Source organism: Pseudomonas sp. zfem005 (assembly GCF_032621735.1).
Lineage (GTDB): Bacteria > Pseudomonadota > Gammaproteobacteria > Pseudomonadales > Pseudomonadaceae > Metapseudomonas > Metapseudomonas solani.
Genome location: NZ_JAVYJE010000010.1, coordinates 122583 through 147009, shown reverse-complemented (window position 1 = coordinate 147009; position 24427 = coordinate 122583). Strand labels below are relative to the sequence as shown.

The 24427-nt window shown below is 67.0% G+C and carries 23 protein-coding genes; 13 read left to right on the top strand and 10 right to left on the bottom strand.

What is annotated here, in order from left to right:
- Positions 1–112 precede the first annotated feature (112 nt).
- Positions 113–1063 (bottom strand): MerR family transcriptional regulator, encoded by a 951-nt coding sequence (locus tag RTW82_RS22460; protein WP_043239916.1) that lies wholly within the window; start codon positions 1061–1063, stop codon positions 113–115.
- A gap of 283 nt (positions 1064–1346) precedes the next feature.
- Here RTW82_RS22460 and RTW82_RS22455 point away from each other — a divergent pair, with 283 nt between their 5' ends.
- The 7 genes from RTW82_RS22455 to RTW82_RS22425 all read left to right on the top strand — a co-directional run bounded on the left by RTW82_RS22455 (position 1347) and on the right by RTW82_RS22425 (position 5293).
- Positions 1347–1916 (top strand): antibiotic biosynthesis monooxygenase, encoded by a 570-nt coding sequence (locus RTW82_RS22455; protein ID WP_021217029.1) that lies wholly within the window; start codon positions 1347–1349, stop codon positions 1914–1916.
- A gap of 206 nt (positions 1917–2122) precedes the next feature.
- Complete coding sequence (gene folM / locus RTW82_RS22450; protein ID WP_316926525.1) at positions 2123–2833, top strand: dihydromonapterin reductase; 711 nt, start codon at positions 2123–2125, stop codon at positions 2831–2833.
- A gap of 22 nt (positions 2834–2855) precedes the next feature.
- Entirely contained in the window at positions 2856–3416 is a 561-nt protein-coding gene (folE, locus tag RTW82_RS22445; protein WP_021217031.1) for a GTP cyclohydrolase I FolE, read from the top strand.
- Positions 3417–3418: 2 nt separating this feature from the next.
- On the top strand, positions 3419–3790 hold the full coding sequence (gene folX / locus RTW82_RS22440; protein ID WP_031286921.1) for a dihydroneopterin triphosphate 2'-epimerase: 372 nt from the start codon (positions 3419–3421) through the stop codon (positions 3788–3790).
- 100 nt (positions 3791–3890) lie between these two features.
- Positions 3891–4184, top strand: coding sequence for a DUF1244 domain-containing protein (locus RTW82_RS22435; protein WP_021217033.1), 294 nt, complete (start codon positions 3891–3893; stop codon positions 4182–4184).
- On the top strand, positions 4181–4519 hold the full coding sequence (locus RTW82_RS22430; RefSeq protein WP_021217034.1) for a HopJ type III effector protein: 339 nt from the start codon (positions 4181–4183) through the stop codon (positions 4517–4519). The genes RTW82_RS22435 and RTW82_RS22430 overlap by 4 nt, the downstream gene beginning before the upstream one ends.
- A gap of 171 nt (positions 4520–4690) precedes the next feature.
- Positions 4691–5293, top strand: coding sequence for a putative glycolipid-binding domain-containing protein (locus tag RTW82_RS22425; RefSeq protein WP_316926524.1), 603 nt, complete (start codon positions 4691–4693; stop codon positions 5291–5293).
- A gap of 115 nt (positions 5294–5408) precedes the next feature.
- Here the strand turns inward: RTW82_RS22425 and trxB are convergent, their stop codons facing one another.
- The gene (trxB, locus tag RTW82_RS22420) at positions 5409–6356 is read right to left on the bottom strand and encodes a thioredoxin-disulfide reductase (protein WP_184487421.1); all 948 of its coding nucleotides are present in this window, start codon (positions 6354–6356) and stop codon (positions 5409–5411) included.
- A gap of 277 nt (positions 6357–6633) precedes the next feature.
- Here trxB and cysZ point away from each other — a divergent pair, with 277 nt between their 5' ends.
- Both cysZ and RTW82_RS22410 read left to right on the top strand, forming a co-directional pair.
- Complete coding sequence (cysZ, locus tag RTW82_RS22415) at positions 6634–7383, top strand: sulfate transporter CysZ (protein WP_021217037.1); 750 nt, start codon at positions 6634–6636, stop codon at positions 7381–7383.
- Between the two features lie 68 nt (positions 7384–7451).
- The gene (locus RTW82_RS22410) at positions 7452–8666 is read left to right on the top strand and encodes a glycosyltransferase family 1 protein (protein WP_316926523.1); all 1215 of its coding nucleotides are present in this window, start codon (positions 7452–7454) and stop codon (positions 8664–8666) included.
- On the opposite strand, the gene RTW82_RS22405 is transcribed toward RTW82_RS22410, so the two are convergent.
- The 5 genes from RTW82_RS22405 to RTW82_RS22385 all read right to left on the bottom strand — a co-directional run bounded on the left by RTW82_RS22405 (position 8667) and on the right by RTW82_RS22385 (position 13210).
- On the bottom strand, positions 8667–9626 hold the full coding sequence (locus RTW82_RS22405) for a DegV family protein (protein ID WP_021217039.1): 960 nt from the start codon (positions 9624–9626) through the stop codon (positions 8667–8669).
- A 185-nt stretch (positions 9627–9811) separates the two neighbouring features.
- The gene (locus tag RTW82_RS22400; RefSeq protein ID WP_043239903.1) at positions 9812–10921 is read right to left on the bottom strand and encodes an NADH:flavin oxidoreductase; all 1110 of its coding nucleotides are present in this window, start codon (positions 10919–10921) and stop codon (positions 9812–9814) included.
- A gap of 56 nt (positions 10922–10977) precedes the next feature.
- A complete protein-coding gene (locus RTW82_RS22395) occupies positions 10978–11568 on the bottom strand; it encodes a TetR/AcrR family transcriptional regulator (RefSeq protein WP_184487417.1) in 591 nt (196 codons plus the stop codon).
- Positions 11569–12105: 537 nt separating this feature from the next.
- Positions 12106–12588 (bottom strand): glutathione peroxidase, encoded by a 483-nt coding sequence (locus RTW82_RS22390; RefSeq protein ID WP_021222300.1) that lies wholly within the window; start codon positions 12586–12588, stop codon positions 12106–12108.
- A gap of 136 nt (positions 12589–12724) precedes the next feature.
- Positions 12725–13210 carry a peptidylprolyl isomerase gene (locus tag RTW82_RS22385; RefSeq protein ID WP_021222299.1) on the bottom strand — a complete coding sequence of 162 codons (486 nt, stop codon included), beginning with the start codon at positions 13208–13210 and terminating at the stop codon, positions 12725–12727.
- Here RTW82_RS22385 and RTW82_RS22380 point away from each other — a divergent pair.
- The 4 genes from RTW82_RS22380 to RTW82_RS22365 all read left to right on the top strand — a co-directional run bounded on the left by RTW82_RS22380 (position 13209) and on the right by RTW82_RS22365 (position 17854).
- Positions 13209–13508: a DUF3565 domain-containing protein gene (locus RTW82_RS22380; protein ID WP_316926629.1), complete on the top strand. Its 300-nt coding sequence runs from the start codon at positions 13209–13211 to the stop codon at positions 13506–13508. The genes RTW82_RS22385 and RTW82_RS22380 overlap by 2 nt on opposite strands.
- Positions 13508–14692: an acetate kinase gene (locus RTW82_RS22375; protein ID WP_021222297.1), complete on the top strand. Its 1185-nt coding sequence runs from the start codon at positions 13508–13510 to the stop codon at positions 14690–14692. The genes RTW82_RS22380 and RTW82_RS22375 overlap by 1 nt, the downstream gene beginning before the upstream one ends.
- 9 nt (positions 14693–14701) lie before the next feature.
- Positions 14702–16780 carry a phosphate acetyltransferase gene (gene pta / locus RTW82_RS22370; protein WP_184487416.1) on the top strand — a complete coding sequence of 693 codons (2079 nt, stop codon included), beginning with the start codon at positions 14702–14704 and terminating at the stop codon, positions 16778–16780.
- Between the two features lie 165 nt (positions 16781–16945).
- On the top strand, positions 16946–17854 hold the full coding sequence (locus RTW82_RS22365) for an acyltransferase (RefSeq protein ID WP_316926522.1): 909 nt from the start codon (positions 16946–16948) through the stop codon (positions 17852–17854).
- A 231-nt stretch (positions 17855–18085) separates the two neighbouring features.
- Here the strand turns inward: RTW82_RS22365 and RTW82_RS22360 are convergent, their stop codons facing one another.
- From RTW82_RS22360 to RTW82_RS22350, 3 genes are all read right to left on the bottom strand, one after another.
- Positions 18086–18397, bottom strand: coding sequence for an EthD family reductase (locus RTW82_RS22360; protein ID WP_263402686.1), 312 nt, complete (start codon positions 18395–18397; stop codon positions 18086–18088).
- A 143-nt stretch (positions 18398–18540) separates the two neighbouring features.
- Positions 18541–20676, bottom strand: a complete 2136-nt coding sequence (locus RTW82_RS22355) for a putative bifunctional diguanylate cyclase/phosphodiesterase (RefSeq protein ID WP_316926521.1) — start codon at positions 20674–20676, stop codon at positions 18541–18543.
- Complete coding sequence (locus RTW82_RS22350) at positions 20657–24388, bottom strand: response regulator (protein WP_316926520.1); 3732 nt, start codon at positions 24386–24388, stop codon at positions 20657–20659. Before RTW82_RS22350 ends, RTW82_RS22355 begins: the two co-directional genes overlap by 20 nt.
- Between the last annotated feature and the right edge of the window lie 39 nt (positions 24389–24427).

The following is a 24427-nucleotide window of genomic DNA, read 5'->3' as shown; positions in this document are numbered from 1 at the left end:
GAGGGGGACGCGTTGGCGGCCGGTTGCGCAGTTGGAAGGCTCACAGCCAATTCTTGTACATAAAATTGTTTTGTACAGGAATCGCATCGACAATTTTTAAACACGCATCCAATCAGGTGTCCAGGTGCCCCGCAAGGAACTGCGCCAGACGCCGCTGCATCGAGCGACCGTCGCTGCCCAGGCAGGCAACGGGCGAGCCATCGAGGCTGTCTCCCAGGAGGTCCGCCGCCTCACCGGCCAGGGCCAGGGGGCAATCGAGGGTCAGGGCGAGACGTGACAGGCGGCTGGCCGCATCGTCCTGCGGCGGGTGGTTGGAGAACAGCACCAGCGCCTGGGGCCGCATCTTCTCGCAGACCAGCGCCAGCTCCTGGAGGGGTTGCTCGAGCCCCAGGACGCTGACTGCCACCTCATCGCTGCCCATCAGCAGGCCGGCCACCAGCAGCTCCAGCTCACGGCATTCGCCGGGAATGGGTGCCAGCAGCACACGGTCACCCGCGAGATTGCGCGCCAGCTGCAGCCGCTGCAGCACCCGCGCGCGCAGGAAGGCGTCGAGGAAGGCCCATTCGCTGGCCGCCCCGTATTCGTCCTGACGCAGCAACAGGTCGCGCCACACCGGCATCAGGACATCCTGGAACGCCACCGGGACCGGGTAGGTGGAGAACACCTGGCCGTAGAGACGTTCCACGCCTGCTTCGTCGAAGCTGGCCAGGACCCGGCGCAGCTGCGCCTGGAGCTCGACCCACTCGGCGCTCGCCACGCCCTGGTAGGCCGGCACCGCCGGTGCCTTGGCCTGGGCGCTGCGGGCCAGGATGGTGCCCACCTTGCTCACCGCCACGCCGCGATCCATCCAGGCGAGGATGTTGCGCACCGCCTCGATGTCGGCGAAGGAATAGAGGCGATGGCCGCTGTCGGTGCGGGTCGGCTTGATCAGGCCATAGCGTCGCTCCCACGCACGCAGGGTGACCGGGTTGACGCCAGTGAGGCGGGAAACCTCGCGGATGGGGAACAGTTCTTCCTGCTGCATGGCGATATCGGCCTGAGGGGCGGCGGCGGGTTCGATCATGATCGGCTGCGGTGGATGGACGATGCGCCTGAGTTTAACCCAGCACGGGCCTCGCGCTCGAATGCATGTCTGACGGGCGGGCGCACCTGCCTGGTGCAACGGGCGCCAGCCAACGCGGCGCCAGCGACCGGCTGTCCGCCTGCAACCCGCGAGGAGACGTACCCCTGGAGATTTTTGGCGAATCCGGAATAATCCTTGCCTCTTCGAATACGCAGCCCATCACCCCGGGCTGCGTTTCGCGCCCCGCCTACCCGGCCGGGTGCCCGTTCAGTGGAGATACACGATGTCTGCCGACCCCGTCACCCTCATGGTGGCGCGCCGCGTTTCCCGCGAGCGCTATTCCGATTTCATGGCCTGGCTGCGCGAAGGCGAGCAACTGGCTGCCGACTTCCCCGGCTACCTCGGCTCCGGCGTGCTCGCGCCGCCTCCCGAAGACGACGAATTCCAGATGATCTTCCGCTTTGCGGACGAGTCGACCCTGTCGGCCTGGGAGCACTCCGCTTCGCGCCGCGCCTGGCTGGAGCGCGGCGCCGGCCTCTTCGAGCAGCCCCATGAACACCGCGCCCTGGGCCTGGACGCCTGGTTCGGCAGTGCCGATCGCCGCCCGCCACGCTGGAAGCAGAGCGTGGCCATCTGGCTGGCGTTCTTCCCGGTATCGCTGGGTTTCAACCTGTGCTTCGGTCCCTGGCTGGCCGACCTGCCGCTGGTCCTGCGCATCCTCCTCAGCACCCTGGCGCTGACGCCGCTGATGACCTACTGGTTCATCCCATTGTCCACCCGCCTGCTGGCCCTCTGGCTCAACGCACCAGCACCCCGCGCCCGCCGCCCAGGCGCCACCGCTCCCTCGCGATAACGTCACAAAGGTTGTACAGAAGCGACACCTGTACAACCACGAAACGCGCCCAACGTCTCTATAACCCCACATAAATCAAGGCCTTGACTGAAATCTCAGTCGGAATCCGCATTTTTGCGGCGCCAACAATTGTACAAATACGGGCATCTGGTATAAGTTTTCAGCATTCCGCCCCACCCCGGGCATCGTCCTGCCTCGAGGCCCCCATGAGCCCTTCGGCCGCTCCCATCCTGATCACCGGTGCCAGCCAGCGCGTGGGCCTGCATTGCGCCGAGCGCCTGCTGGACGACGGCCAGCCGGTGATCATCAGCTACCGCACCGAGCGCGACGGCGTGCACCGCCTGCGCGAGCGCGGGGCCTGCGTGATCGCGGCGGACTTCTCGGACGAAGCCGGGATCCTCGCCTTCATCGAACGTCTCAAGGCCGCCACCCCGCGCCTGCGGGCCATCGTGCACAACGCCTCCGACTGGCTCACCGAAGCCCCCGGCCAGGAGGCCGAGGCCTTCCAGCGGATGTTCAGCGTGCACATGCTGGCGCCCTACCTGATCAACCTGCACGCCGAGCCGCTGCTGCGCCACGGCGGCCCGGCCGACATCGTCCACATCAGCGACGACGTGGCGCGCAAGGGCAGCGAGAAGCGCATCGCCTACTGCGCCAGCAAGGCCGGGCTGGACAACCTCACTCTCTCCTTCGCCGCGCGCTACGCCCCGGCCATCAAGGTCAACGGCATCGCCCCGGCGCTGGTGATGTTCAACGACAACGACGACGCGGCGTACCGCGAGAAGACCCTGGCCAAATCCGCGCTGGGCATCGAGCCGGGCGCCGAGGTGGTCTACCAGGGCCTGCGCTACCTGCTGGACAACCCCTACGTCACCGGCACCACCCTGACACTGAACGGTGGCCGTCACCTCAAGTGAGGCGGCCGCGAGGAAACCATCGATGAGCGAACAACTGCCCCACCATTACCGGGAAATCCTTCTCGGCCTGGGCGAAGACCCGCAGCGCGAAGGCCTGCTGGACACCCCCAAGCGCGCCGCCAAGGCCATGCGCTACCTGTGCCACGGCTACGAGCAATCGCTGGACGAGATCGTCAACGGTGCGCTGTTCGCGTCCGACAACGACGAGATGGTCATCGTGCGGGACATCGAGCTCTATTCCCTCTGCGAGCATCACCTGCTGCCCTTCATCGGCAAGGCCCATGTGGCGTACATTCCCACCGGCAAGGTGCTGGGGCTGTCCAAGGTGGCGCGCATCGTCGACATGTTCGCACGGCGCCTGCAGATCCAGGAGAACCTCACCCGGCAGATCGCCGAGGCGATCCAGAGCGTGACCGGCGCCGCCGGCGTCGCCGTGGTCATCGAGGCCCAGCACATGTGCATGATGATGCGTGGCGTGGAGAAGCAGAACTCGCAGATGCTCACCTCGGTGATGCTCGGCGCCTTCCGCGAGAGCTCGACCACCCGCCACGAATTCCTGCAACTGATTGGACGGAGCAAGTAACAATGCCGCGACTGGAGCCCGGAATGGCGCGAATCCGCGTCAAGGACCTGCGCCTGCGCACCTTCATCGGGATCAAGGAAGAAGAGATCCTCAACAAGCAGGACGTGCTGATCAACCTGACCATCCTCTACCCCGCCGTGGAGGCCGTGGAAGGCAACGACATCGAGCACGCGCTGAACTACCGCACCATCACCAAGGCGATCATCCGCCACGTCGAAGAGAACCGCTTCGCCCTGCTGGAGCGCCTGACCCAGGAGATTCTCGACCTGGTCATGGCCAACCCCAGCGTGCGCTACGCCGAAGTGGAAGTGGACAAGCCCCACGCCCTGCGTTTCGCCGAATCGGTGTCCATCACCCTCGCCGGCCACCGCTGACAGAACCCGTGATGCCCGGCCACTCGCCGGGCATTGCCGCCGCCGGGAGCCGCTCATATCATCCCGACGCCCCGCCATCCCGAGCCCAGGAGAACCTGCGATGAACGAGCAAGAACGCCTCGAACTCGAAGCCGCCGCCTTCCGCCAGCTGGTCCAGCATTTGCGCAGCCGCCCGGACGTGCAGAACATCGACCTGATGAACCTCGCCGGCTTCTGCCGCAACTGCCTGTCCAAGTGGTACAAGGCCGCCGCCGACGACCTCGGTGTCGAGGTCACCCCGGACCGGGCCCGCGAAGAGATCTACGGCATGCCCTATGCCGAGTGGAAAACCAAGTACCAGAAAGAAGCCAGTGCCGAGCAGCAAGCGGCCTTCAACAAAGCGAACAAAGAATGACCCTGATCGATTTCCGCGCCCGCCTGCGTAGTGGCCAGCACGCCTTCGCCGACACCCTGGCGTTCATCGCCGAGGGCTACGACTACCAGCCCACCGCCTTCGTCAACGGCAAGGTGGAGAACGCCGCCGGCCAGAACGAGGGCTCCTGCAAGACCCTCGGCCTGGTCCTGCTCGAAGGCCTGGGCCTGGACGAAGCGCTGCTGGCCTTCGGCGAGCACTACCGCGCGGTGCTCGCGACCCCGGAAGGCAGTGACCACGGCAACATCCGCGCCCTGATGGAAACCGGCCTGGCCGGTGTGCGCCTCGACGGCGAACCGCTCAAGCGCAAGGCCTGAGACGGGCCGGAACGGCGCTCGCAACGCCGCTCATCTGTCAGAAAAGGCTGACATACGTCACAAAGGGAACAACGTATCCTGCGCGACGTAACGGGAACACCAGGGACGGTGTCCTACGCATATACGCCCGTTGTGCGTTTCCCCTTCCCGTGCAGTTTCGGAGTCGCATGGATGCAACAGACCCTCGTGTGGAAACCCTGGACCAACCCCGGCATCGAAAACCTGCGCCTGCATGTCGATGGCGCGGGCATTCATGCCAGCAGCCACCTGATGCTGAGCGCCGGCGGGCAGAGTTTCGCCGCCACCTACGTGCTCGATTACGACCCCTGCTGGCGCTTCCGCAGCCTGTGGATAAAGGTCGACAACCACGGCCAGAGCAGCCTGCGCCTGCAGCGTGATATCCGTGGCCAGTGGCGCCTGGACGGCCAGCCGCGCGGCGACCTCGACGCCTGCCAGCACGTGCTGCTCTCCGCCAGCCCCTTCACCCACACACCGATCCTGCAGCGCAGCGCCCTCGAATGCGGCCAGAGCGAAGCGCTCCAGGTCGCCTTCATCGACCTGCCCAGCCTCGCCGTGCAGGCCCGTGGCCAACGCTATCAATGCCTGCGCCAGCAAGGGGAGCAGACCCTCTACCGCTGCGAACCCCAGGGCCGCCACAGCAGCGAGCTGGCCCTCGACCGCAACGGCCTGGTGCTCAAGGCCAGCGACCAGTTCCTGCGCCTCGCCGCCCGCACCCTGACCCTGGACGAGCTACCCATCAGCACACTGGTGTGAATCCCCCGCCATGAAAAAGCCCCGCCGAAGCGGGGCTTTTTGTTCACGTGGATGACGAGCAACCGTAGGCTGGCGCCGAGCGCGGCGAGGCTCAACACCCGGACAGCCGGATTCCTCAGACCTCGTCGAGGTAGCGCTCCACATCCAGCGCCGCCATGCAGCCGGCACCGGCCGAGGTGATGGCCTGGCGGTACACATGGTCGGCCACGTCGCCCGCCGCGAACACGCCGGGGATGTTGGTGGCGGTGGCGTTGCCGTCACGGCCGCCGTTGACCACCAGGTAGCCGTCGCGCAGGGTCAGCTGGCCCTCGAACAACGAGGTGTTGGGCGTATGGCCGATGGCGACGAACAGGCCGTCCACCTTCAGCTCGTCGGCGCTGCCGTCGTGGTTGCGCAGGCGCACGCCGGTCACGCCCATGTCGTCGCCCAGCACCTCATCCACCTGGGCGTTGAGCTTGAGCACGATGCGGCCCTCGGCGATGCGCGCCTTGAGCTTGTCCTGGAGGATCTTCTCGGCGCGGAAGGTCTCGCGGCGGTGCACCAGGGTCACCTTGCTGGCGATGTTGGCCAGGTACAGCGCCTCTTCCACGGCGGTGTTGCCGCCGCCCACCACCGCCACTTCGCGGTTGCGGTAGAAGAAGCCGTCGCAGGTGGCGCAGGCGGACACGCCCTTGCCCATGAAACGTTCCTCCGACGGCAGCCCCAGGTAACGGGCGCTGGCGCCGGTGGCGATGATCAGCGCGTCGCAGGTGTAGGTGCCGCTGTCACCGCGCAGGGTGAAGGGCTTGCCGGCCAGGTCCACGGCATTGATGTGGTCGAAGACGATCTCGGTCTCGAAGCGCTCGGCGTGCTCCTGCATACGCTGCATCAGCGCCGGGCCGGTGAGGCCATGGGGGTCGCCGGGCCAGTTGTCGACTTCGGTGGTGGTGGTCAGCTGGCCGCCGGCCTGCATGCCGGTGATCAGCAGCGGCTTGAGGTTGGCGCGCGCGGCATAGACGGCCGCGCTGTAACCGGCGGGGCCGGAGCCGAGGATGATGACCCGTGAATGGCGCGTGGCGGACATGGATGACACCTCGTGAAATAAAAGGAGATCGCTGCGGGCACTTGGGGAAGGCTTTCAGGAATGCAGCGATCTCGCGAACCGGTGGGGCCGGCCTGGCGACTGCCGGAGCCCCGAAATTGCTGGCAAGGCTACCGAGCGCCCCGGGGGCCGGGAAATGTGTATTCCTTATCCCGACCATAGGGCCGTCCTATCGCTCGGTGGGAAGCGCGACTCAGGCGCTTTTACCGGTCACGCAAAGCCGGTAAGGTCGCGCCATGTCCACTCTCTGGAGCCCTCGATGCCCGCCCCCGCCCTGTCCGGCCCGCAATACCTCGGCGAAGGCCTGAAACTCATCCTCAGCCCAGGCCTGCGCCTGTTCGTGCTGCTGCCGCTGACCCTCAACCTGGTGCTGTTCATCGCCCTGATCGGCTTCGCCATGCAGCAGTTCAGCGGCTGGGTCGAAGCCTTCATGCCCAGCCTGCCGAGCTGGGCGAGCTTTCTCGAATACCTGATCTGGCCGCTGTTCGTGATCCTGGTGCTGCTGATGGTGTTCTTCAGCTTCACCATGATCGCCAACATCATCGCCGCGCCCTTCAACGGCTTCCTCGCCGAGAAGGTGGAAGTGGTGGTGCGTGGCCAGGATGATTTCCCCCCCTTCAGCTGGGCCGAACTCACCGCCATGGTGCCGCGCACCGTCGGCCGCGAACTGCGCAAGCTGGGCTACTTCCTGCCACGGGCCATCGGCCTGCTGATCCTCAGCTTCATCCCCGGGGTGAACCTGGTGGCGACACCGCTGTGGTTCCTCTTCGGCGTGTGGATGATGGCGGTGCAGTACATCGACTACCCAGCGGACAACCACAAGCTGGGCTGGAACGAAATGCTCGCCTGGCTGCGCGAGAAGCGCTGGCAGAGCCTGGGTTTCGGCGGCTCGGTGTACCTGGCGCTGCTGATCCCCTTCGTCAACATCGTGATGATGCCCGCCGCCGTCGCCGGCGCCACCCTGTTCTGGGTGCGAGAAGGCGGCGAGAAGGCCCTGCCGCAGGCCTGAATCCCCCCGCCCCGGCCACGGGCGCCGGGGCTGTCACCCAGTCGTCATACAAATTTCACACTGGCTACATGGCGCTGTTCGACACTGCATCCATGAGCCTGCTGCCCCTGAACATCTCGCTGATCAGCGAAACCTTCCTGCCGGAGATCAACGGCGTCGCCAACACCCTGGCGCGCCTGTGCGACGGCTTGCGCGCCCGTGGCCACCGCCTGCAGCTGGTGCGCCCGCGCCAAGCCTGTGACCAGGGCGTGAAGAGCAGCGACGAACTGCTGCTGGTGCGCGGCTGGCCGCTGCCCGGCTATCCCGGTCTGCAGTGGGGCCAGTCGAGCCTGCACAAGCTGATCGCGCGCTGGAAGCGCAAGCGCCCGGACGTGCTCTACATCGCCACCGAAGGCCCGCTCGGCCTCTCCGCCCTGCGTGCCGCGCGGCGCCTGGGCATCCCGGCGATCAGCGGCTTCCACACCAATTTCCAGCAATACACCGGGCACTACGGCGTCGGCCTGCTGACCCGCCTGATGACCAACTACCTGCGCTGGTTCCACAACGCCTCGCAACTGACCCTGGTGCCCAGCGCCAGCCAGCGCGAGGAGCTGCAGCGCCGTGGCTTCGAGCGCCTGGCCCTGCTGTCCCGCGGCGTCGATGGCCAGCTGTTCAACCCCGCCAGGCGCTGCGCGGCGTTGCGGGAATCCTGGGGCCTGGGGCCGGACGATATCGCCGTGCTGCACGTCGGCCGCCTGGCCCCGGAGAAGAACCTCAAGCTGCTGGGGCCGACCTTCCACGCCCTGCAGCAGGCCCATCCACAGAAGACCATGAAGCTGATCCTGGTGGGCGACGGGCCGCAGCGCGCACAACTCCAGGCGGAGCTGCCCGAGGCGCTGTTCTGTGGCCTGCAACGGGGTGAAGAGCTGGCGAAGCACTATGCCTCCAGCGACCTGTTCCTGTTCCCCAGCCTCTCCGAGACCTTCGGCAACGTGGTGCTCGAAGCACTCGCCTCCGGCCTCGGCGTGGTGGCCTTCGACCAGGCCGCGGCGGCGCAGCACATCCGCCACGGGCACAACGGCGTTCTGGCGATGCCGGACGTGCCGGTGACCTTCAGCGATGCCGCCTGCTGGCTGCTGGAAGACAGCGAAACCCTGCGCCGGGTGCGCCTGAACGCGCGCCAGCATGCGGGCCGCCAGGGCTGGGAGGCGATCATCCAGCAGTTCGAGCAGCACCTGCACGACGTCCACCAGACGCTGCCCGAGCCCCGCGTAGCACCGGGGCTGGACCGCCTGCAGCGCTGATCAGCCGAAGGGCCGGGCCGGTGCGGCGAAGGCCAGGCTCAGTGCGCCCTTGCCGAGGTTGATGGCACCGGTGGGGCTGAGCATCGCCACCTGCAGGTTCACCTCGCGCTGGGCACACACCGATTCCAGCTGGGCGAAGCCCGGCAGGTCGCGCACCACCGAGAGGTCCCCGGCGTAGCTCAGGCACAGCTGCGGCGCCAGCAACTCGCCCGCCAGCACCTGGGCGGTGGCATGGGCCAGCAGCTTCTCCGCCGCGCGCTCGAAGCTCGGCGCCAGGGACACCGGCTTGTCCTCGCCCTGCTGCACGCTGATCACCGGTTTCACATCCAGCAGCGAGCCCAGTCCCAGGGCTGCGCCGCGCATACGGTCGAGCAGGCCGCCACGCTCGCCCTTCTGGAAACCACGGCGGCGCAGGTGGCCGAGGTCGTCGGCGATGAGGAAGGTGCAGACGCTCTCCGAAAGTTGTTCCAGCCGCGCCCGCACCGCGCTCGGGTGGCCGCCGGCGGCGACCAGCCGGGCCGCCTCGGCAGCCAGTACGGCGCTGCCGGCGAACATGCTGCGGCCATCCACCACGCGCATGGCGAAGGGGCTGTTGAGGCCAGCCTCGGCGCGGCGTTCGCGGTAGTGCTGGAGCAGGCTGAAGGAGGCCTGGGTGGCGTGCTCGAAGATCGGGCTGCGCAGGCTGGAGATGGTCAGGCAGATGACATGGTCGTAGGCGGTGACCAGCTCTTCGAGGAACCACTGCTGCATCTCCGCCACCGACAGCGCGTCGCTGTGGTCCTCCGGGCCGACCTTGGCCAGCTGCTCGGCATAGAACTGCCGGGTGGCCTCCGGCACGCGGCGGTCCACCAGGGCCTCGCGCCCCAGGTGGATACGGATCGGCAGCACACGGATGCCGTGGGCAGCGAGGAATTCCTGAGGCAGGTCACAAGTGGCATCCACTACCAGTCCAGTGCGCATGACGACTACTCCTTCGGCCGGTGAACCGGCGCTTGTTGTGATGTTCGCGACCTTGCGCCTTGCCCGGCCGCAAGTCAGCCCAACCGATTGAGGGTTTCACCGGCTCGCAGGCATAAAAAAGCCCCGCACGAGACGGGGCTGGAAATGGGTGCGCCGGCAGGGCCGACGCACCGGGGGACGAATGCTCAGACCAGGCTGGTCAGGGCGTCGCGGCTGAACGGCAGGATGTCCTGCATGCGGCCTTCGCGGACCTTGGTCGCCCAGTCCGGGTCCACCAGCAGGGCGCGGCCCACGGCCACCAGGTCGAATTCCTCATTGTTCAGGCGTTCCAGCAGGCCTTCGATATTGGCCGGCTGGGCGACCTTGTCGGTCTTGACCATGAACTGCAGGAACTCGCCATCCAGGCCGACGCTGCCGACGGTGATGGTGGGCTTGCCGGTGAGCTTGCGGGTCCAGCCGGCCAGGTTGAGGTCGGAGCCTTCGAACTCCGGCTCCCAGAAGCGGCGGGTGGAGCAGTGGAAGATATCCACGCCGGCATCGGACAGCGGCTTGAGGAAGGCGCCCAGTTCTTCGGCGGTCTGCACCAGGCGGGCGGTGTAGTCCTGCTGCTTCCACTGGGAGAAGCGGAAGATGATCGGGTAGTCGGGGCCGACGGCCTCGCGCACGGCCTTGACCACTTCGATGGCGAAGCGCGAGCGCTGGGCCAGGTCGCCACCGTAACCGTCGGTGCGCTGGTTGGTACCTTCCCAGAAGAACTGGTCGATCAGGTAGCCGTGGGCGCCGTGCAGTTCGACGCCGTCCATGCCGATGGCCTTGGCGTCACGGGCGGCCTGGGCGTAGGCGGCGACGACGTCGTCGATGTCCTGCTGGGTCATGCCGTGGACCACCACCTGGCCGTCCTTGAGCTTCTCGCTGGGGCCGTAGCCGGGAACGCTGGCGTCCGGCTCGGTGCCCAGGCGGCGGACGTTACCCACGTGCCACAGCTGCGGGACGATCTTGCCGCCTTCGGCGTGCACGGCGTCGACCACGGTCTTCCAGCCGGCCAGGGCGTCTTCGCCGTAGAAGCGCGGTACATGGGGGTAACCGTTGGCGGCCTGGTGGCCGATGGTGGTGCCTTCGGTGACGATCAGGCCGACGCCGGCGGCAGCGCGGCGGCGGTAGTACTCGACCACCTGCTCGGTGGGCACGCCGCCCGGGGAGAAGGAGCGGGTCATGGGCGCCATCACCACACGGGTCGGCAGCTCGAGGGCGCCGAGGCGGAAGGGGGCGAACAGGGCGTCTGCGGATGCGGTCATCGGGGTCTCCTGATTCCGGCCAAGTGACCGGTCGTCTCGTTTATGGGCTTTAGGGGTCACACCCGCAGCAGGCGCTGCAGGCGGGTCATGAAATCGAACAGCGGCCGGGCGCCGGCACCGACCTTGAGGCGGGTGAGCACGCCCTGCCAGGCATTGGCGATGAAGCTGGCGAGGTTGGCGCAGTCTTCGTCCGCCGGCAGCTCACCGGCACGCTGGGCCTCTTCCAGGCAGGCCTGGAGGGTGTCGGCGGAGCGCTGCAGGATGGCGTCCACCTGGGCACCGATGGCGGGCGACAGCTCGGCCATCTCGAAGCTCAGGCTGCCGATGAAGCAGTGGTACTCCAGCTTCTCGTGGCGGGTGAAGTGGCTGACCAGTTCACCGTAGTAGTCGAGGATGCGCTGGGCCGGGCTCTTCGCCGGATCGGACAGGGCCTGGGCGTAGCGCTCCAGGCGCGGCGAGTAGAGGTAGTCCAGCGCCTGCAGGGCGAAATCTTCCTTGCTGGCGAAGTAGTGGTAGAAGGACCCCTTGGGGATTCCCGCTGCCTGGACGATCTCCTGCACGCCGGTACCGTGATAGCCCGCGCGGGTCATCACGCCGGTGCCCTTGGCCAGGATCAGGTCACGCTTGTCGAGTCGGATGCTGTTCATGGCGCCGAGCATATGACCGGTCGTCTCGCTCGGCACAGCACTATTGATCAGGGTGATTTTGGGTCAGAAAGCAGGCGCGCCTTACCTAGCGGTAATGGCCTGTCGTGCAGGTAAGGGCGATGTGGGCGTCGTAGGTTGGCGCCGAGCGCAGCGAGGCCCAACGCAGCGATGTTCGGCCCCGCTGCGAGCCCCCTGTGGGAGCGGCTTCAGCCGCGAAAGACCCGTTGCCGGCACCTGGCTGCGAGCGACTGGGGGCTCCATCGCGAATGAATTCGCTCCCACGGAATGTGCCTCCCAATCACGATTCATGTAGGGGCGACTTCAGGCCGTAGGGCGGGTGAAACCCGCGAAGGGTGGGTGCGGCGTTGTCGGGTTGCACCCGACCAACAATCCCCACCACGGCCCATGTAGGGGCGACTTCAGTCGCCAAGCAGGCCGCAGGACTGCCAATCTCCGGCGCTTTCCTGCAGCACCGCCTGGTGGATGAAAAAGCGCCATCCACCCTACGCAGGTCCCGCCATCAGGGGAAGGAGCGCCTCAGCCCAGCGCCTTCTCGATGGCCAGCACCAGGGCCGGGTCGTCCGGGGCGGTGCGTGGGGAGAAACGGGCGAGCACGCGGCCGTCCTGGCCGACGAGGAACTTCTCGAAGTTCCAGGTGATGTCACCGGGGAATTCGGCACCCTCGCCCGCCAGCAGGCGATACAGCGGATGACGGCCGGGGCCGTTGACCTCCAGCTTGCTGCCCAGGGGGAAGCTCACGCCATAGTTGAGGCTGCAGAACTCGCGGATTTCGTCTTCGCTGCCAGGCTCCTGGCCGGCGAACTGGTTGCACGGCAGGCCGAGCACGGTGAAACCCTTGTCGCGGTATTGCTGGTGGAGCTTTTCCAGCCCAGCGTATTGCGGTGTCAGCCCGCACTTGGAGGCGACGTTGACCACCAGAACCACCTGCCCCTTGTAGGGCGCCAGAGGCAGCTCCTGACCGTCGAGGGCACGCAGGTTGAGGTCGTGGAATGCACTCATGACAAACTCCTGGATCGTCGCAAGGGAACATCGCAGCGGGACAAAAAAGGCGCCCGTGGGCGCCTTTTCGGTTGATCAGAGCTTAGCAGCCCCGAGGCGACCGAGCGTTGCCGCAAGTCGCCTGGCTGCCCGCCGATCAGTGGTGGTGACCGCCTTCGCCATGGATATGGCCGTGGGCGATCTCTTCGGCGCTGGCTTCACGCACATTGACCACTTTCACGTCGAAGCTCAGCCGCTGGCCGGCCAGCGGATGGTTGCCGTCGACGGTCACGTCGTCGCCATCGATGTCGCGGATGGTGACGATCTGCATGCCGCCGTCCGGGCCGGACGCATGGAACTGCATGCCGACTTCCAGCTGATCGACGCCTTCAAACATAGCGCGGCTGAGGGTGGCAACCAGTTCGGCGCTGTATTCGCCGTAGGCATCTTCCGGTTCGATGGCGACCTTGATCGCATCACCGGCCTGCTTGCCTTCGAGGGCCTTTTCCAGGCCGACGATGATGTTGCCGGAACCGTGCAGGTACACCAGCGGCGCGCCGCCAGCGGAGCTGTCGATGACCTCACCGGCGTCGTTGGTGAGCGTATAGTCGATGGAGACAGCCTTGTTGGCGGCAATCAGCATGGTGCAAGACCTTTTGGAGAAGATTGAAGAACGTGCAAGTCTAACTGCCAAGACGGCCGATTGCGACCCGAAGGCTGACGGACGGATCGTACGCTTACTTGACTTCCGCCAGGATGACGAAGGCCATTGGGTGGCAGTCTTGTCCTGCGGCCATACCCAGCACCTGCGCCACCAGCCGCCCTGGCAGTCGCGCGCCTGGGTGCTGGACCCGGCACAACGCGAAGCACGGCGTGGACAGCCCTTTTCCTGCGGCTGGTGCGCCCGTGGCGCGGCCCCCGAACCAACCAAGGAGCAATGATGCCCTCACGCAACATTCTGGTGATCAACTGTGGCAGTTCGTCGATCAAGTTCGCCCTGGTCAGCGAGGCCCATTCGCAGTTCCCCCTGTTTGGCATCGCCGAGCGCCTGGGCAGCCGCGACGCCGAACTGCGCTGGCAGCGTGGCGGCGACAAGGACAGCCTGATGATTCCCAACGGTGATTACCGCGTCGCCCTCTCGCAGTTGCTGCCCCTGGTGCAGGCGGCCACCGGCGGCAAGTTGCACGGCATCGGCCACCGCGTGGTGCACGGCGGCGAGCGCTTCACCTCGGCGCGCCGCCTGGATAACGAGGTGATCGCGGCGATCCGCGCCATCGCCCCCCTCGCCCCGCTGCACAACCCGGCGGCGCTGCAGGGCATCGAAGCCGCCATGAGCGTCTACCCGCAGTTGCCCCAGGTGGCGGTGTTCGACACCTCCTTCCACCAGAGCCTGCCCGAGCACGCCTACCGTTACGCCGTTCCGGAACACCTCTACCGCGACCACGGCGTGCGCCGCTACGGCTTCCACGGCACCAGCCACCGCTACGTCAGCCACCGCGCGGCGGAGATCGCCGGGCTGTCCATCGGCGACAGCAGCTGGCTCTCCGCGCACCTGGGCAACGGCTGCTCCACCTGCGCCATCGTCGACGGCCAGAGCCGCGACACCAGCATGGGCCTGACGCCCCTGGAAGGCCTGGCGATGGGCACCCGCAGCGGCGACATCGACCCCAACCTGCACAGCCACCTGGCCAGCACCCTGGGCTGGAGCCTGGAAGAGATCACCCGCGTGCTCAACAGCGAGAGCGGCCTCAAGGGGCTCTCCGGCCTGTCCAACGACATGCGCGCCCTGGAGCAGGCCCGCGAACAGGGCCACCCCGGCGCCACCCTGGCCATCGAGGTGTTCTGCTACCGCCTGGCCAAGAGCCTGGCCGCCATGAGCTGCGCCCTGCCCCAGCTCGATGGCCTGATCTTCACCGGCGGTATCGGCGAGAACTCGCCGCTGATCCGCAGCAAGACGGTGGCGCACCTGAAGCTCTTCGACCTGGCCATCGACAAGGAGGCCAATGCCCGCTGCATCCGCGGCATCGCCGGCCCGATCCACAAATACGGTCACACACGCATCCTCGTGGTCCCGACCAACGAGGAGCGGCAGATCGCCCTCGACACCCTCGCCCTGCTCAACTAAGGCGGCTCCATGCATACATTCTTCATCGCCCCCACCGGTTTCGGCGTCGGCCTCACCTCCATCAGCCTGGGCCTGGTCCGCGCCCTGGAGCTGGCCGGCCTCAAGGTCGGCTTCTACAAGCCCATCGCCCAGCACCACCCGGGCGACCGCGGCCCCGAGCGCTCCAGCGAACTGATCGCGCGCACCCACGGCCTCACCGCGCCCAAGGCGCTGGAGCTGTCCCAGGTCGAGCGCATGCTCGGCGACGGCCAGCTCGACGAGCTGCTGGAAGAGATCGTCAGCCGCTACCAGCAGGCCGCCGAAGGCAAGGACGTGGTGATAGTCGAAGGCATGGTGCCCACCCGCCACGCCAGCTACGCGGCACGGGTCAACTTCCACCTGGCCAAGAGCCTGGACGCCGAGGTGATCCTGGTCTCGGCCCCGGAAAACGAAACCATCACCGAGCTCTCCGACCGCATCGAGATCCAGGCCCAGCTGTTCGGCGGGCCGCGCGACCCCAAGGTGCTCGGGGTGATCCTCAACAAGGTGCGCGAGGCGGACTTCGCCGAGCAGATCCGCGAGAACTCCTCGCTCCTGCGCAGCGACGACTTCCGCCTGCTCGGCTGCATCCCCTGGGAAGACGAGCTGAACGCCGCACGCACACGCGACGTGGCCGACCTGCTGGGCGCGCGGGTGATCAACGCCGGTGACTACGAACAGCGCCGGGTGCAAACCATCGTCCTCTGCGCCCGCGCCGTGCCCAACACCGTGCCGCTGCTCAAGCCCGGCGTGCTGGTGGTGACCCCGGGGGACCGCGACGACATCATCCTCGCCGCCAGCCTGGCCGCCATGAACGGCGTGCCCCTGGCCGGCCTACTGCTGTGCAGCGACTTCCCGCCGGACCCGCGCATCATGGAACTGTGCCGCGGCGCCCTGCAGGGTGGCCTGCCGGTGCTGGCCGTGGCCACCGGCTCCTACGACACGGCCACCAACCTCAACCGCATGAACAAGGAAATCCCGGTGGACGACCGCGAGCGCGCGGAGAAGGTCACCGAGTTCGTCGCCCGCTTCCTCGACCAGGATTGGCTGCGCGACCGCTGCGGCACCCCGCGCGAGCTGCGCCTGTCGCCCCCGGCCTTCCGCCACCAGTTGGTGAAACGGGCGCAACTGGCCGGCAAGCGCATCGTCCTGCCCGAAGGCGCCGAGCCGCGCACCGTGCAGGCTGCCGCCATCTGCCAGGCCCGTGGCATCGCCCGCTGCGTGCTGCTGGCCAAGCCCGAAGAGGTGCAAGCCGTGGCCGTCGCCCAGGGCATCGTGCTGCCCGAGGGGCTGGAGATCCTCGACCCGGACCTGGTGCGCCCGCGCTACGTCGAGCCCATGGTCGAGCTGCGCCAGGGCAAGGGCCTCAACGCCCCCATGGCCGCTGCGCAACTGGAAGACAGCGTGGTGCTGGGCACCATGATGCTGGCCCTGGGCGAGGTGGACGGCCTGGTCTCCGGCGCCGTGCACACCACCGCCAACACCATTCGCCCGGCCCTGCAGCTGATCAAGACCGCGCCCGGCTACAAGCTGGTGTCCTCGGTGTTCTTCATGCTCCTGCCGGAGCAGGTGGTGGTCTATGGCGACTGCGCGGTGAACCCCGACCCGAGCGCCGCCGAGCTGGCGGAGATCGCCCTGCAGAGCGCCGACTCGGCCGCCGCCTTCGGCATCGAGCCCAAGGTGGCGATGATCAGCTACTCCACCGGCGACTCCGGCAGCGGCGAGGAAGTGGAGAAGGTGCGCGAAGCCACCCGCCTGGCCCGTGCCGCACGCCCCGACCTGCTGATCGACGGGCCGCTGCAGTACGACGCCGCCGCCATCGACAGCGTCGGCCGGCAGAAGGCCCCCAACAGCCCGGTGGCCGGCCATGCCACGGTGTTCGTGTTCCCCGACCTGAACACCGGCAACACCACCTACAAGGCGGTGCAGCGCAGCGCCCAGGTGGTCAGTGTCGGCCCCATGCTGCAGGGCCTGCGCAAACCGGTGAACGACCTCTCCCGCGGCGCCCTGGTGGACGACATCGTCTACACCATCGCCCTCACCGCCATCCAGGCGGCGACCCGCGACTGAGCACCCTGCCCGGCGGGTGGCCGCGCTGCCCGACCGGGCGGTCACCCTTGCCGCTTGCAGTTCAGTGAACAGGCGTTAACCTGTGCCACCACTGGCCCCGCTGCGTTCGCAGCGTCCCCTCAACAGGGCGGCAGAGACCGTCCAGGAACGAGGTCCCGACCTTTCATGCTGAGCTTTCTTCCCGCTTCCGTGCGCGGCGTCATCGCCTCCCTGCTGCTGGCGCTCAATACCTTGTTCTGGTGCTGGCCGCTGTTCGCCGTCAGCCTGCTGAAGATGGCCCTGCCCTTCCGCCCGGCGCGCCTGGCGCTGAACTGGGTGGTGAACTTCATCCACGAAGCCTGGGTGACCTGCAACAAGGGCTGGATGAACCTGGTGCGCGATACCCGCTGGAAGGTGGAGGGCCTCGAAGGCCTCGATTACCAGCACTCCTACCTGGTCACCAGCAACCACCAGAGCTGGGTGGACATCCTGGTGTTGCAGTACGTGCTCAACCGCCGCATCCGCCCGCTGAAGTTCTTCCTCAAGCAGGAGCTGATCTGGGTCCCGGTGATCGGCCTGTGCTGGTGGGCGCTGGAATTCCCCTTCATGAAGCGCTACTCCAAGGCCTACCTGGCCAAGCACCCGGAGAAGAAGGGCAAGGACCTGGAAACCACCCGCCGCACCTGCGACAAGTTCCGCGACAACCCGGTGGGCATCTTCAACTTCCTCGAAGGCACGCGCTTCACCGAGCAGAAGCACCGCGAGCAGAACTCGCCCTTCAAGTACCTGCTCAAGCCCAAGGCCGGCGGCATCGCCTTCGTCCTCGACGCCATGGGCGAGCAGATGCAGGCGCTGCTCAACGTCACTATCCATTACCCCGAAGGCAACCCCAGCTTCTGGACCCTGATGGCCGGGAACATCCCCGAGGTGATCGTGCGTATCCAGGCGATGCCGATTCCCCAGGAATTCATCGGCCGCAGCTACGACCAGGACGAGGCCTACCGCAAGACCTTCCAGCTCTGGGTCAACCAGCTGTGGGAGACCAAGGACGCCGAGCTGGAGCAGCTGCACCAGCAGTTCCCGCCGAGCCGCTGAGGCAGCGCCCCGGAACGCGAAAGCCCGCCGATCGGCGGGCTTTTTCATGGGCGCGGTATTCGATCGGCGGGTTCCATGAGCCAGCCCCGTAGGGCGGGTGAAACTCGCGAGGTGGCGCACGGAGGGGCGTCGGGTTGCACCCGACCTACCCGCCACACACCCAATGCAACGATGCCGGGCCCCGCTGCGTTGGGCCTCGCGGTGCTCGGCGCCAACCTACGGATGTCTGCCTTAACCCGATATCACCTCATCCACCTGCAGCAGCGGGGCGATGTTGGTGTAGCGGGGAATATCTTCGTTGATCGCCTGGCCGTGCTTGCGCAGGGTGGCCTGGAGGCTGTCGATGGATTTGATCCAGATATTCGCCACGCAGAGAAAGGGTGCGGCGGAGCCGTCACCGGAGGCGAGGCCCTTGCGGACTTCGGCCTTGACGAAGTTGTCCCCCAGCATCTCGCTGACCATGGGGATGTGTTTTTCCAGGTAGTAGGTGAAATCGAAGGTGCCGCCCTCGTTGTTCGGATAGGCCACAAACAGGCAATGCATGGGAAAACTCCTTGGGTTGGCCGGCGGCACGGGCGCGCCGTGGGGCAAGTGTAGGTCGCCCCATGACCGGCGCTTGCCATCATTTGGTCGTAGTCGCGGATGGCTATGTGCGCGGCGCCCAGGGCGGGCGCCGCGCAGTGGCCTCAGTTCTGTGGCTTGAAGCTCACCCAATCCACCTGCTGGGGGAAGTTCTCGGCCTTGGCCACCGGCAGCCCCGGGGAAACCAGGAAGCCCTGCATGATCGAGCAGCCGTGGTCGATCAGCCAATCACGCTGGGCCAGGGTTTCCACGCCCTCGGCGATCACCTCCAGCCCCAGGTGGGCGCCCAGGTCGATGATGGTGCTGACCACGGCGGCATCGCGGGGCGACTCCAGCATGTTGGAGATGAACAGGCGGTCGATCTTCAGCGTGTCCAGCTCGAAGTGGCGCAGGTAGGCCAGGGACGAGTAGCCGGTGCCGAAGTCATCGATGGCGATGCGCACCCCCAGCTCGCGCAGCTGGCGCAGCTGCTCGCGGGTGTTGTCCAGGTCCTGCATCAGCGCGCTTTCGGTGACCTCCACTTCGATCTGCGACGGTTTCAGCCCGTGCGTCGCCAGCACCTCGCGCAGATCGTCCACCAGGGTCGGCATGCCGAACTGCACCGGGCTGAAGTTGATGCTGATCACCAGGTCCTCGCCAAAGCGCTCCCGCCACTGGGTGCATTGGCTGACCCCCTGTTCGAGGATCCAGTCGCCCAGGCGGTTGATCAGCCGGGTCTCCTCCAGCAGCGGGATGAACACGTTGGGGGCGACGGTGCCGGCGACCCGGTGCTCCCAGCGCAGCAGCGCCTCGAAGCCGCGCAGGCGGCCGCTGTCGAGGTAGATCTGCGGCTGGTAGACGAGCACGAAATCATCCTGCTCGATGGCGTTGCGCAGGCTCTCTTCCAGCATCAGCCGCGAGCGGGCGCGGCCGTTCATTTCCGGGGAGAAGAAGCGGTACTGCTGGCGGCCGGCACGCTTGGCCTCGTACATGGCGATGTCCGCCGCGCGCAACAGGCCGTCCACGGTCTGCCCGCATTCGGGGAAGCAGGCGATGCCGACACTGGCGCCGAGGGTGATGTCGATGCCGTCGATGCGGTAGCGCACCGACACCAGCTCGATGAGCTTCTCGGCCACCCTGGCCGCGTCTTCCGGGTGCTCCAGGGAGTCGATCAGCGCGGTGAATTCGTCACCGCCCATGCGCGCGAGGATGTCGTAGGGGCGCAGGCAGGTCTTCAGTTGCTCGGAAACGCGCCGCAGCACCTGGTCGCCGGCGTCGTGGCCGAGGGAGTCATTGATGCGCTTGAAGCCGTCGAGGTCGAGGTAGAGCACCGCCATGCGCTTGCCGCTGCGCTCGATACGCGCCAGCGCCGCATCCAGCGATTGGTGGAAACCACGGCGGTTGAGCAACCCGGTGAGCGCATCGGTGATGGCCTGGGATTCGAGCTGCGCGTGCAGCTGGCGCACTGCGGACATGTCCAGGCTGATCACCACCATCGAGCGCTGGGCCCGGGGCAGCGGCGCGCAGGACAGGGCCACCGGCAGCGTGCCGCCATTGAGGGTGTTGAGCACCGCGTCGTGCAGGCGGTAAGGCTCGCCGCGCTTCCAGTGGCGGTAGAACTCCGACAGGCGCCAGTCGCCGACGATCTCGGGGCTGGAGAGCAGCGAGAGGAAGGGGCTGCCTTCGAGGTCGGTGACCGAGCCCTGCAGCATCAGCGCCATTGCCGGGTTGGCGAAGTTGACCATGCCGTCCTCGCCCACCACCAGGATGCCTTCGGCGGCGTTCTCCAGCACCGAGGCGTTGAAGGCGCGGGCGCTGTCCAGCTGCTGGGTCAGCTGCAGCAGGTCACGGCGGTTGCGCTCGTGCTCCAGCAGCGACTGCACCTTGTGCCGCAGCACCTGCGGGTCGAAGGGCTTGAGGATGAAGTCCACCGCGCCACTGGCGTAGCCACGCAGCACGGCTTCCTGGGTGTGGGCGATGGCGGAGATGAAGATGATCGGCGTGTAGCGGGTGTGCGGGCTGCCGCGCATCAGCCGGGCGACTTCGAAGCCGTCCATCTTCGGCATCTGCACATCGAGCAGCACCAGCCCCACTTCCTCCTCCAGCAGGCATTGCAGGGCCGCCTCCCCCGAGTCGACGGTGCGTACGTCCCAAGTGGAGTCGTCCAGCACCGCCTCCATGGCGGCGAGGTTCTCGTGGCGGTCATCGACCACCAGGAGGATGTTTTCGGGTCCCTTGAGCTTAGGCAGTGGCTGCATCATCGCTGCCTCCGGAAACGTCCAGCCAGCGATGAAGCAGGTCGATCAGTTCCTGGCGGCTCACGGGCTTGGCCAGGTAGTCGTCGGCACCTGCGGTAATGCACTTCTCCCGGTCGCCCTTCATCGCATGGGCGGTGAGCGCGATGATCGGGATGTTGCAGCCATGCTCGTCCTTGAGCAGGCGAGTTGCGGTGTATCCGTCCATGTTGGGCATCGCCATATCCATCAGAATCAGGTCGAAGGGTTCACGCTGGTAACTCTCGATGGCCTCCAGGCCATCCCGCGCGGCGCTGACGTCGAGGCCGACCTCGTCCAGCAGCGCACTGAGCGCATAGATATTGCGTACATCGTCATCCACCAACAGCACGCGCATCCCTTGCAGCGAGCGGCTTCCCGCCTCTCCCGGCGCCTGCCCGGCGAGGGCACGCACGCTGCCGAGGAAGCCCTGCACCGCCGAGCTCAGCCCATCCAGGTCATCCCCCGCCTTGCGCACCACCACCGCCGAATAGCGGCGCAGTCGCTGCAGGGTCTGCAGGGTGACGTCCACCCCAGTGTTGATCACCACACGCGAGTCAGCCAGCGGACGCTGCCGATCGAGGCTATCTAGCAGGTCGAAACCGTCCTGGTCGGGCAGGTCGAGGTCGATCACCAGCGCAGCGAAACGCCCGTCCGCGTATGCCTGGCGGGCGCTTTCGGCACTGCTTGCGGCCGTTACGGAGAAGCCCAGCTCCTCCAGGTGGTCGCGGTAGTGATCACGTTCGATGGCGACGTCCTCCACCAGCAGCAGGCGATGCGGGTCCGGGGGCACATTGGCTTCGAGGTCGTTGAAGACCCGTTCCAGATCTTCCCGGGCGATGGGTTTGACCAGGTAACGGGTGGAATCGTCCAACCAATCTGTCGGCTGCGGCACGCAGGAGATGATGTGCACCGGCGTGCCGCGGTGCAGGGCCTGGCTGCGCAGGCGCCGGTAGATCTGCCAGCCGCTGACGTCCGGCAGGAGGATGTCGAGGATCACCGCCGCGAAGCGCTCCTGCTGCAGCAGAGCGACCGCCTGTCGGCCACTGCCGCAGAGCACGGTGGCATAGCCATGGCTCTGCGCAGCTTCGGCGATGACGCTGGCGAAATCACCATCGTCTTCGACGATGAGCACCGCCGGCCCGGTGCCGTTGCGTACAGGCAGGGCCTCGCCGGCAGCCTCTTTCTCCGCCTCGAAGCCCACCGCCACCGGCAGTTCGACGATGAAGCTGGAGCCCTGCCCCGGCGTGCTGGTGAGACGGATCTGGCCATCCAGCGCCAGCACCAGCTGGCGGGTGATGGCCAGGCCCAGGCCGGTGCCACCGAAGCGCCGGCTGGTGGAGCCGTCGATCTGCTGGAAGGCCTGGAAGATACACTCGTGCTGCTCGGCAGGGATGCCGATGCCGGTATCACGCACGGTGAAGCGGATGATCTCGCGGCCATCGCCATCGGTGCGGTCGATGACCCCGACACTCAGCTCCACCTCGCCCTGCTCGGTGAACTTCAGGGCATTGGAGAGCAGGTTGCGCAGGATCTGGTGCAGGCGCACGCGGTCGCTGTGGATGACCCGGGGCACGCCGGGCTCCACCCCGGTGATCAGGCGCAGGGCCTTGATCTCGGCCATGGGGCGCAGGCTGGCGTCCAGTTCCACCAGCACATCCTGCACATTGAGCGGCTCCAGCTTGAGCTGCATGCGCCCGGCCTCGACCTTGGCCAGGTCGAGCACGTCGTTGATCAGCTGCAGCAGGTCACTGCCGGCGCGGTGGACGATGTCGGCATGGCGCGACTGCTTCTCGGTGAGGTTGCCGGCGCTGTTCTGGCGCAACTGGTCGCTGAGAATGAGGATGCTGTTGAGCGGCGTGCGCAGCTCGTGGGACATGTTGGCGAGGAATTCCGACTTGTAGCGGTTGGCCAGGATCAGTTGCTCGGCCTGGTCACGCAGGCGCTGCTCGGCGGCCTTGCGCTCGCTGATGTCGATGACCACCGCCTGGACCCAGGTCTCGCGGCCGCTGCGGATCGGCGACAGGCCCACTTCCAGGGGAATCATGCGCCCGTCGCGGTGCTGGCCGAACAGCTCGCGATTGTTGCCCATGCGCCGGGGCTCGGGGTTCTTCTGGAAGCCTTCGCGCAGCCCCACATGGGCCTCGCGCAGGGCCTCCGGCAGCAGGCGCTCTACGGTGGCGCCGAGCAGCTCCTGGCGGCTGTAGCCGAACATCTGCTCGGCCTGGCGGTTGACCATGACGATGCTGCCGCGCAGGTCCACCAGGATGATGGCGTTGGGCGAGGCCTCCACCACCAGGCGGAAACGCTCCTCGGCGGCACGCCGCGCCTGCAGGTCCACCAGGTTGATCAGGTAGCGCGTGCCGTCGCGCTGGTTCAGGGAGGTCAGGCTCAGGGAGGCGAGGCCATCGCCGCCATCGTCGCGCTGGATCTGGAACTCTTCCTCGCCACTGCGCAGCCGCTCTTCGTCGAGGTCCAGCAGGCGTGGCAGGTAGCGACGCACACGCTGGCCGGAAAGCAGGTCGGATTCGCAGCCGAGCAGCTCGGCGGCGCTGCGATTGGCCATCTCGATGCGGCCCTGGGCATCGCATAGCAGGGTCGCCACGGGCAGGCGCTCGACCAGGATGCGCAAGCGCTCCTCGCGCTCGCGCAGCAACGAGGATGCCTGGTCGCTGGCGGCGAGTTGGCGCTCGCGCAGGTGCAGGTAGCCGCCCACCAGCAGCGACAACAGCAGCGCGGCGGCCAGGCCGGTCCACAGGCTGTAGCTGAGGCGATCATCCACCAGCAACGCTTCATATTCGGCAGTGCTGCTCACCTTCAGTGCCCAGGTGCGGCCGAACAGCTTGATCTGGCGCTGCTCTTCGAAGCGCGGTGGGAGGCCGTTGTCGATGGCATCGTCGAGCAGCACGGCTCCGGCCTCCAGGTCGCTGACGCCGACTCGGTACAGGCGCACCCGGTTGCCGAGGATGCCGCTCATCAGGTCATGCAGGCGGAAGGCCCCGGCCACCGCACCGATGAAGGCCTCGCGCCGCTCGTCGGCGGTGGTCGCCGGGGCGTTCGAACGGTACACGGGCATGTAGAGCAGCACACCGCTCTGCAGGTCCTGGTCGGTCTCCTGCTTCAACCTCAGGGGACCGGTGAGGCGTGCCTCGCCGCTTTCCCGGGCCTGCTCGATGGCCTGCGCCCGCACCGGCTCGCTGAGCATGTCGAAGCCCAGGGTGCGGCGGTTGCGCCAGTCCAGCGGGCTGGTGTAGTCCACCACCACATACTCGTCGCGCGGGCCGGGCGGGAAGACGCGGAAGTCGCGGCGTCCATCGGCCTGGGTGGTGCCGACGAAGTCGTTGAGCTGGTCACGCTTGAGATAGCGGCCCCAGGCCAGCGCCTGGATGCCCGGGTAGCGGTCCTGCAGGTGCAGTTGGTCGGCCGCCTTGGCCCATTCATCCGGAAGCACGTCGGAGCTGCCCACCAGCAGGCCGGACATGCCTCGCAGCACCATTTCGTAGGCGCGCATGCGGGTCGCGAGACGCTCGGCGATCTCTTCGCTTTCCAGGCCGAAACGCCGCTGGTACTCCGCCTGGTTGCGGTTTTCCAGCGCCAGCCACTGCCACAGCACCAGGCCGCCAAGCCCCACCAGCAAGGCCAGCGCCACCAACAGGGGCAACCAGGGTTTCCTCGCGGAGGTGCCGGTACGCTCGTCCATGAATGCTCCTGTCCGTTCCTTGTCCGGGAGCCCGCCTTG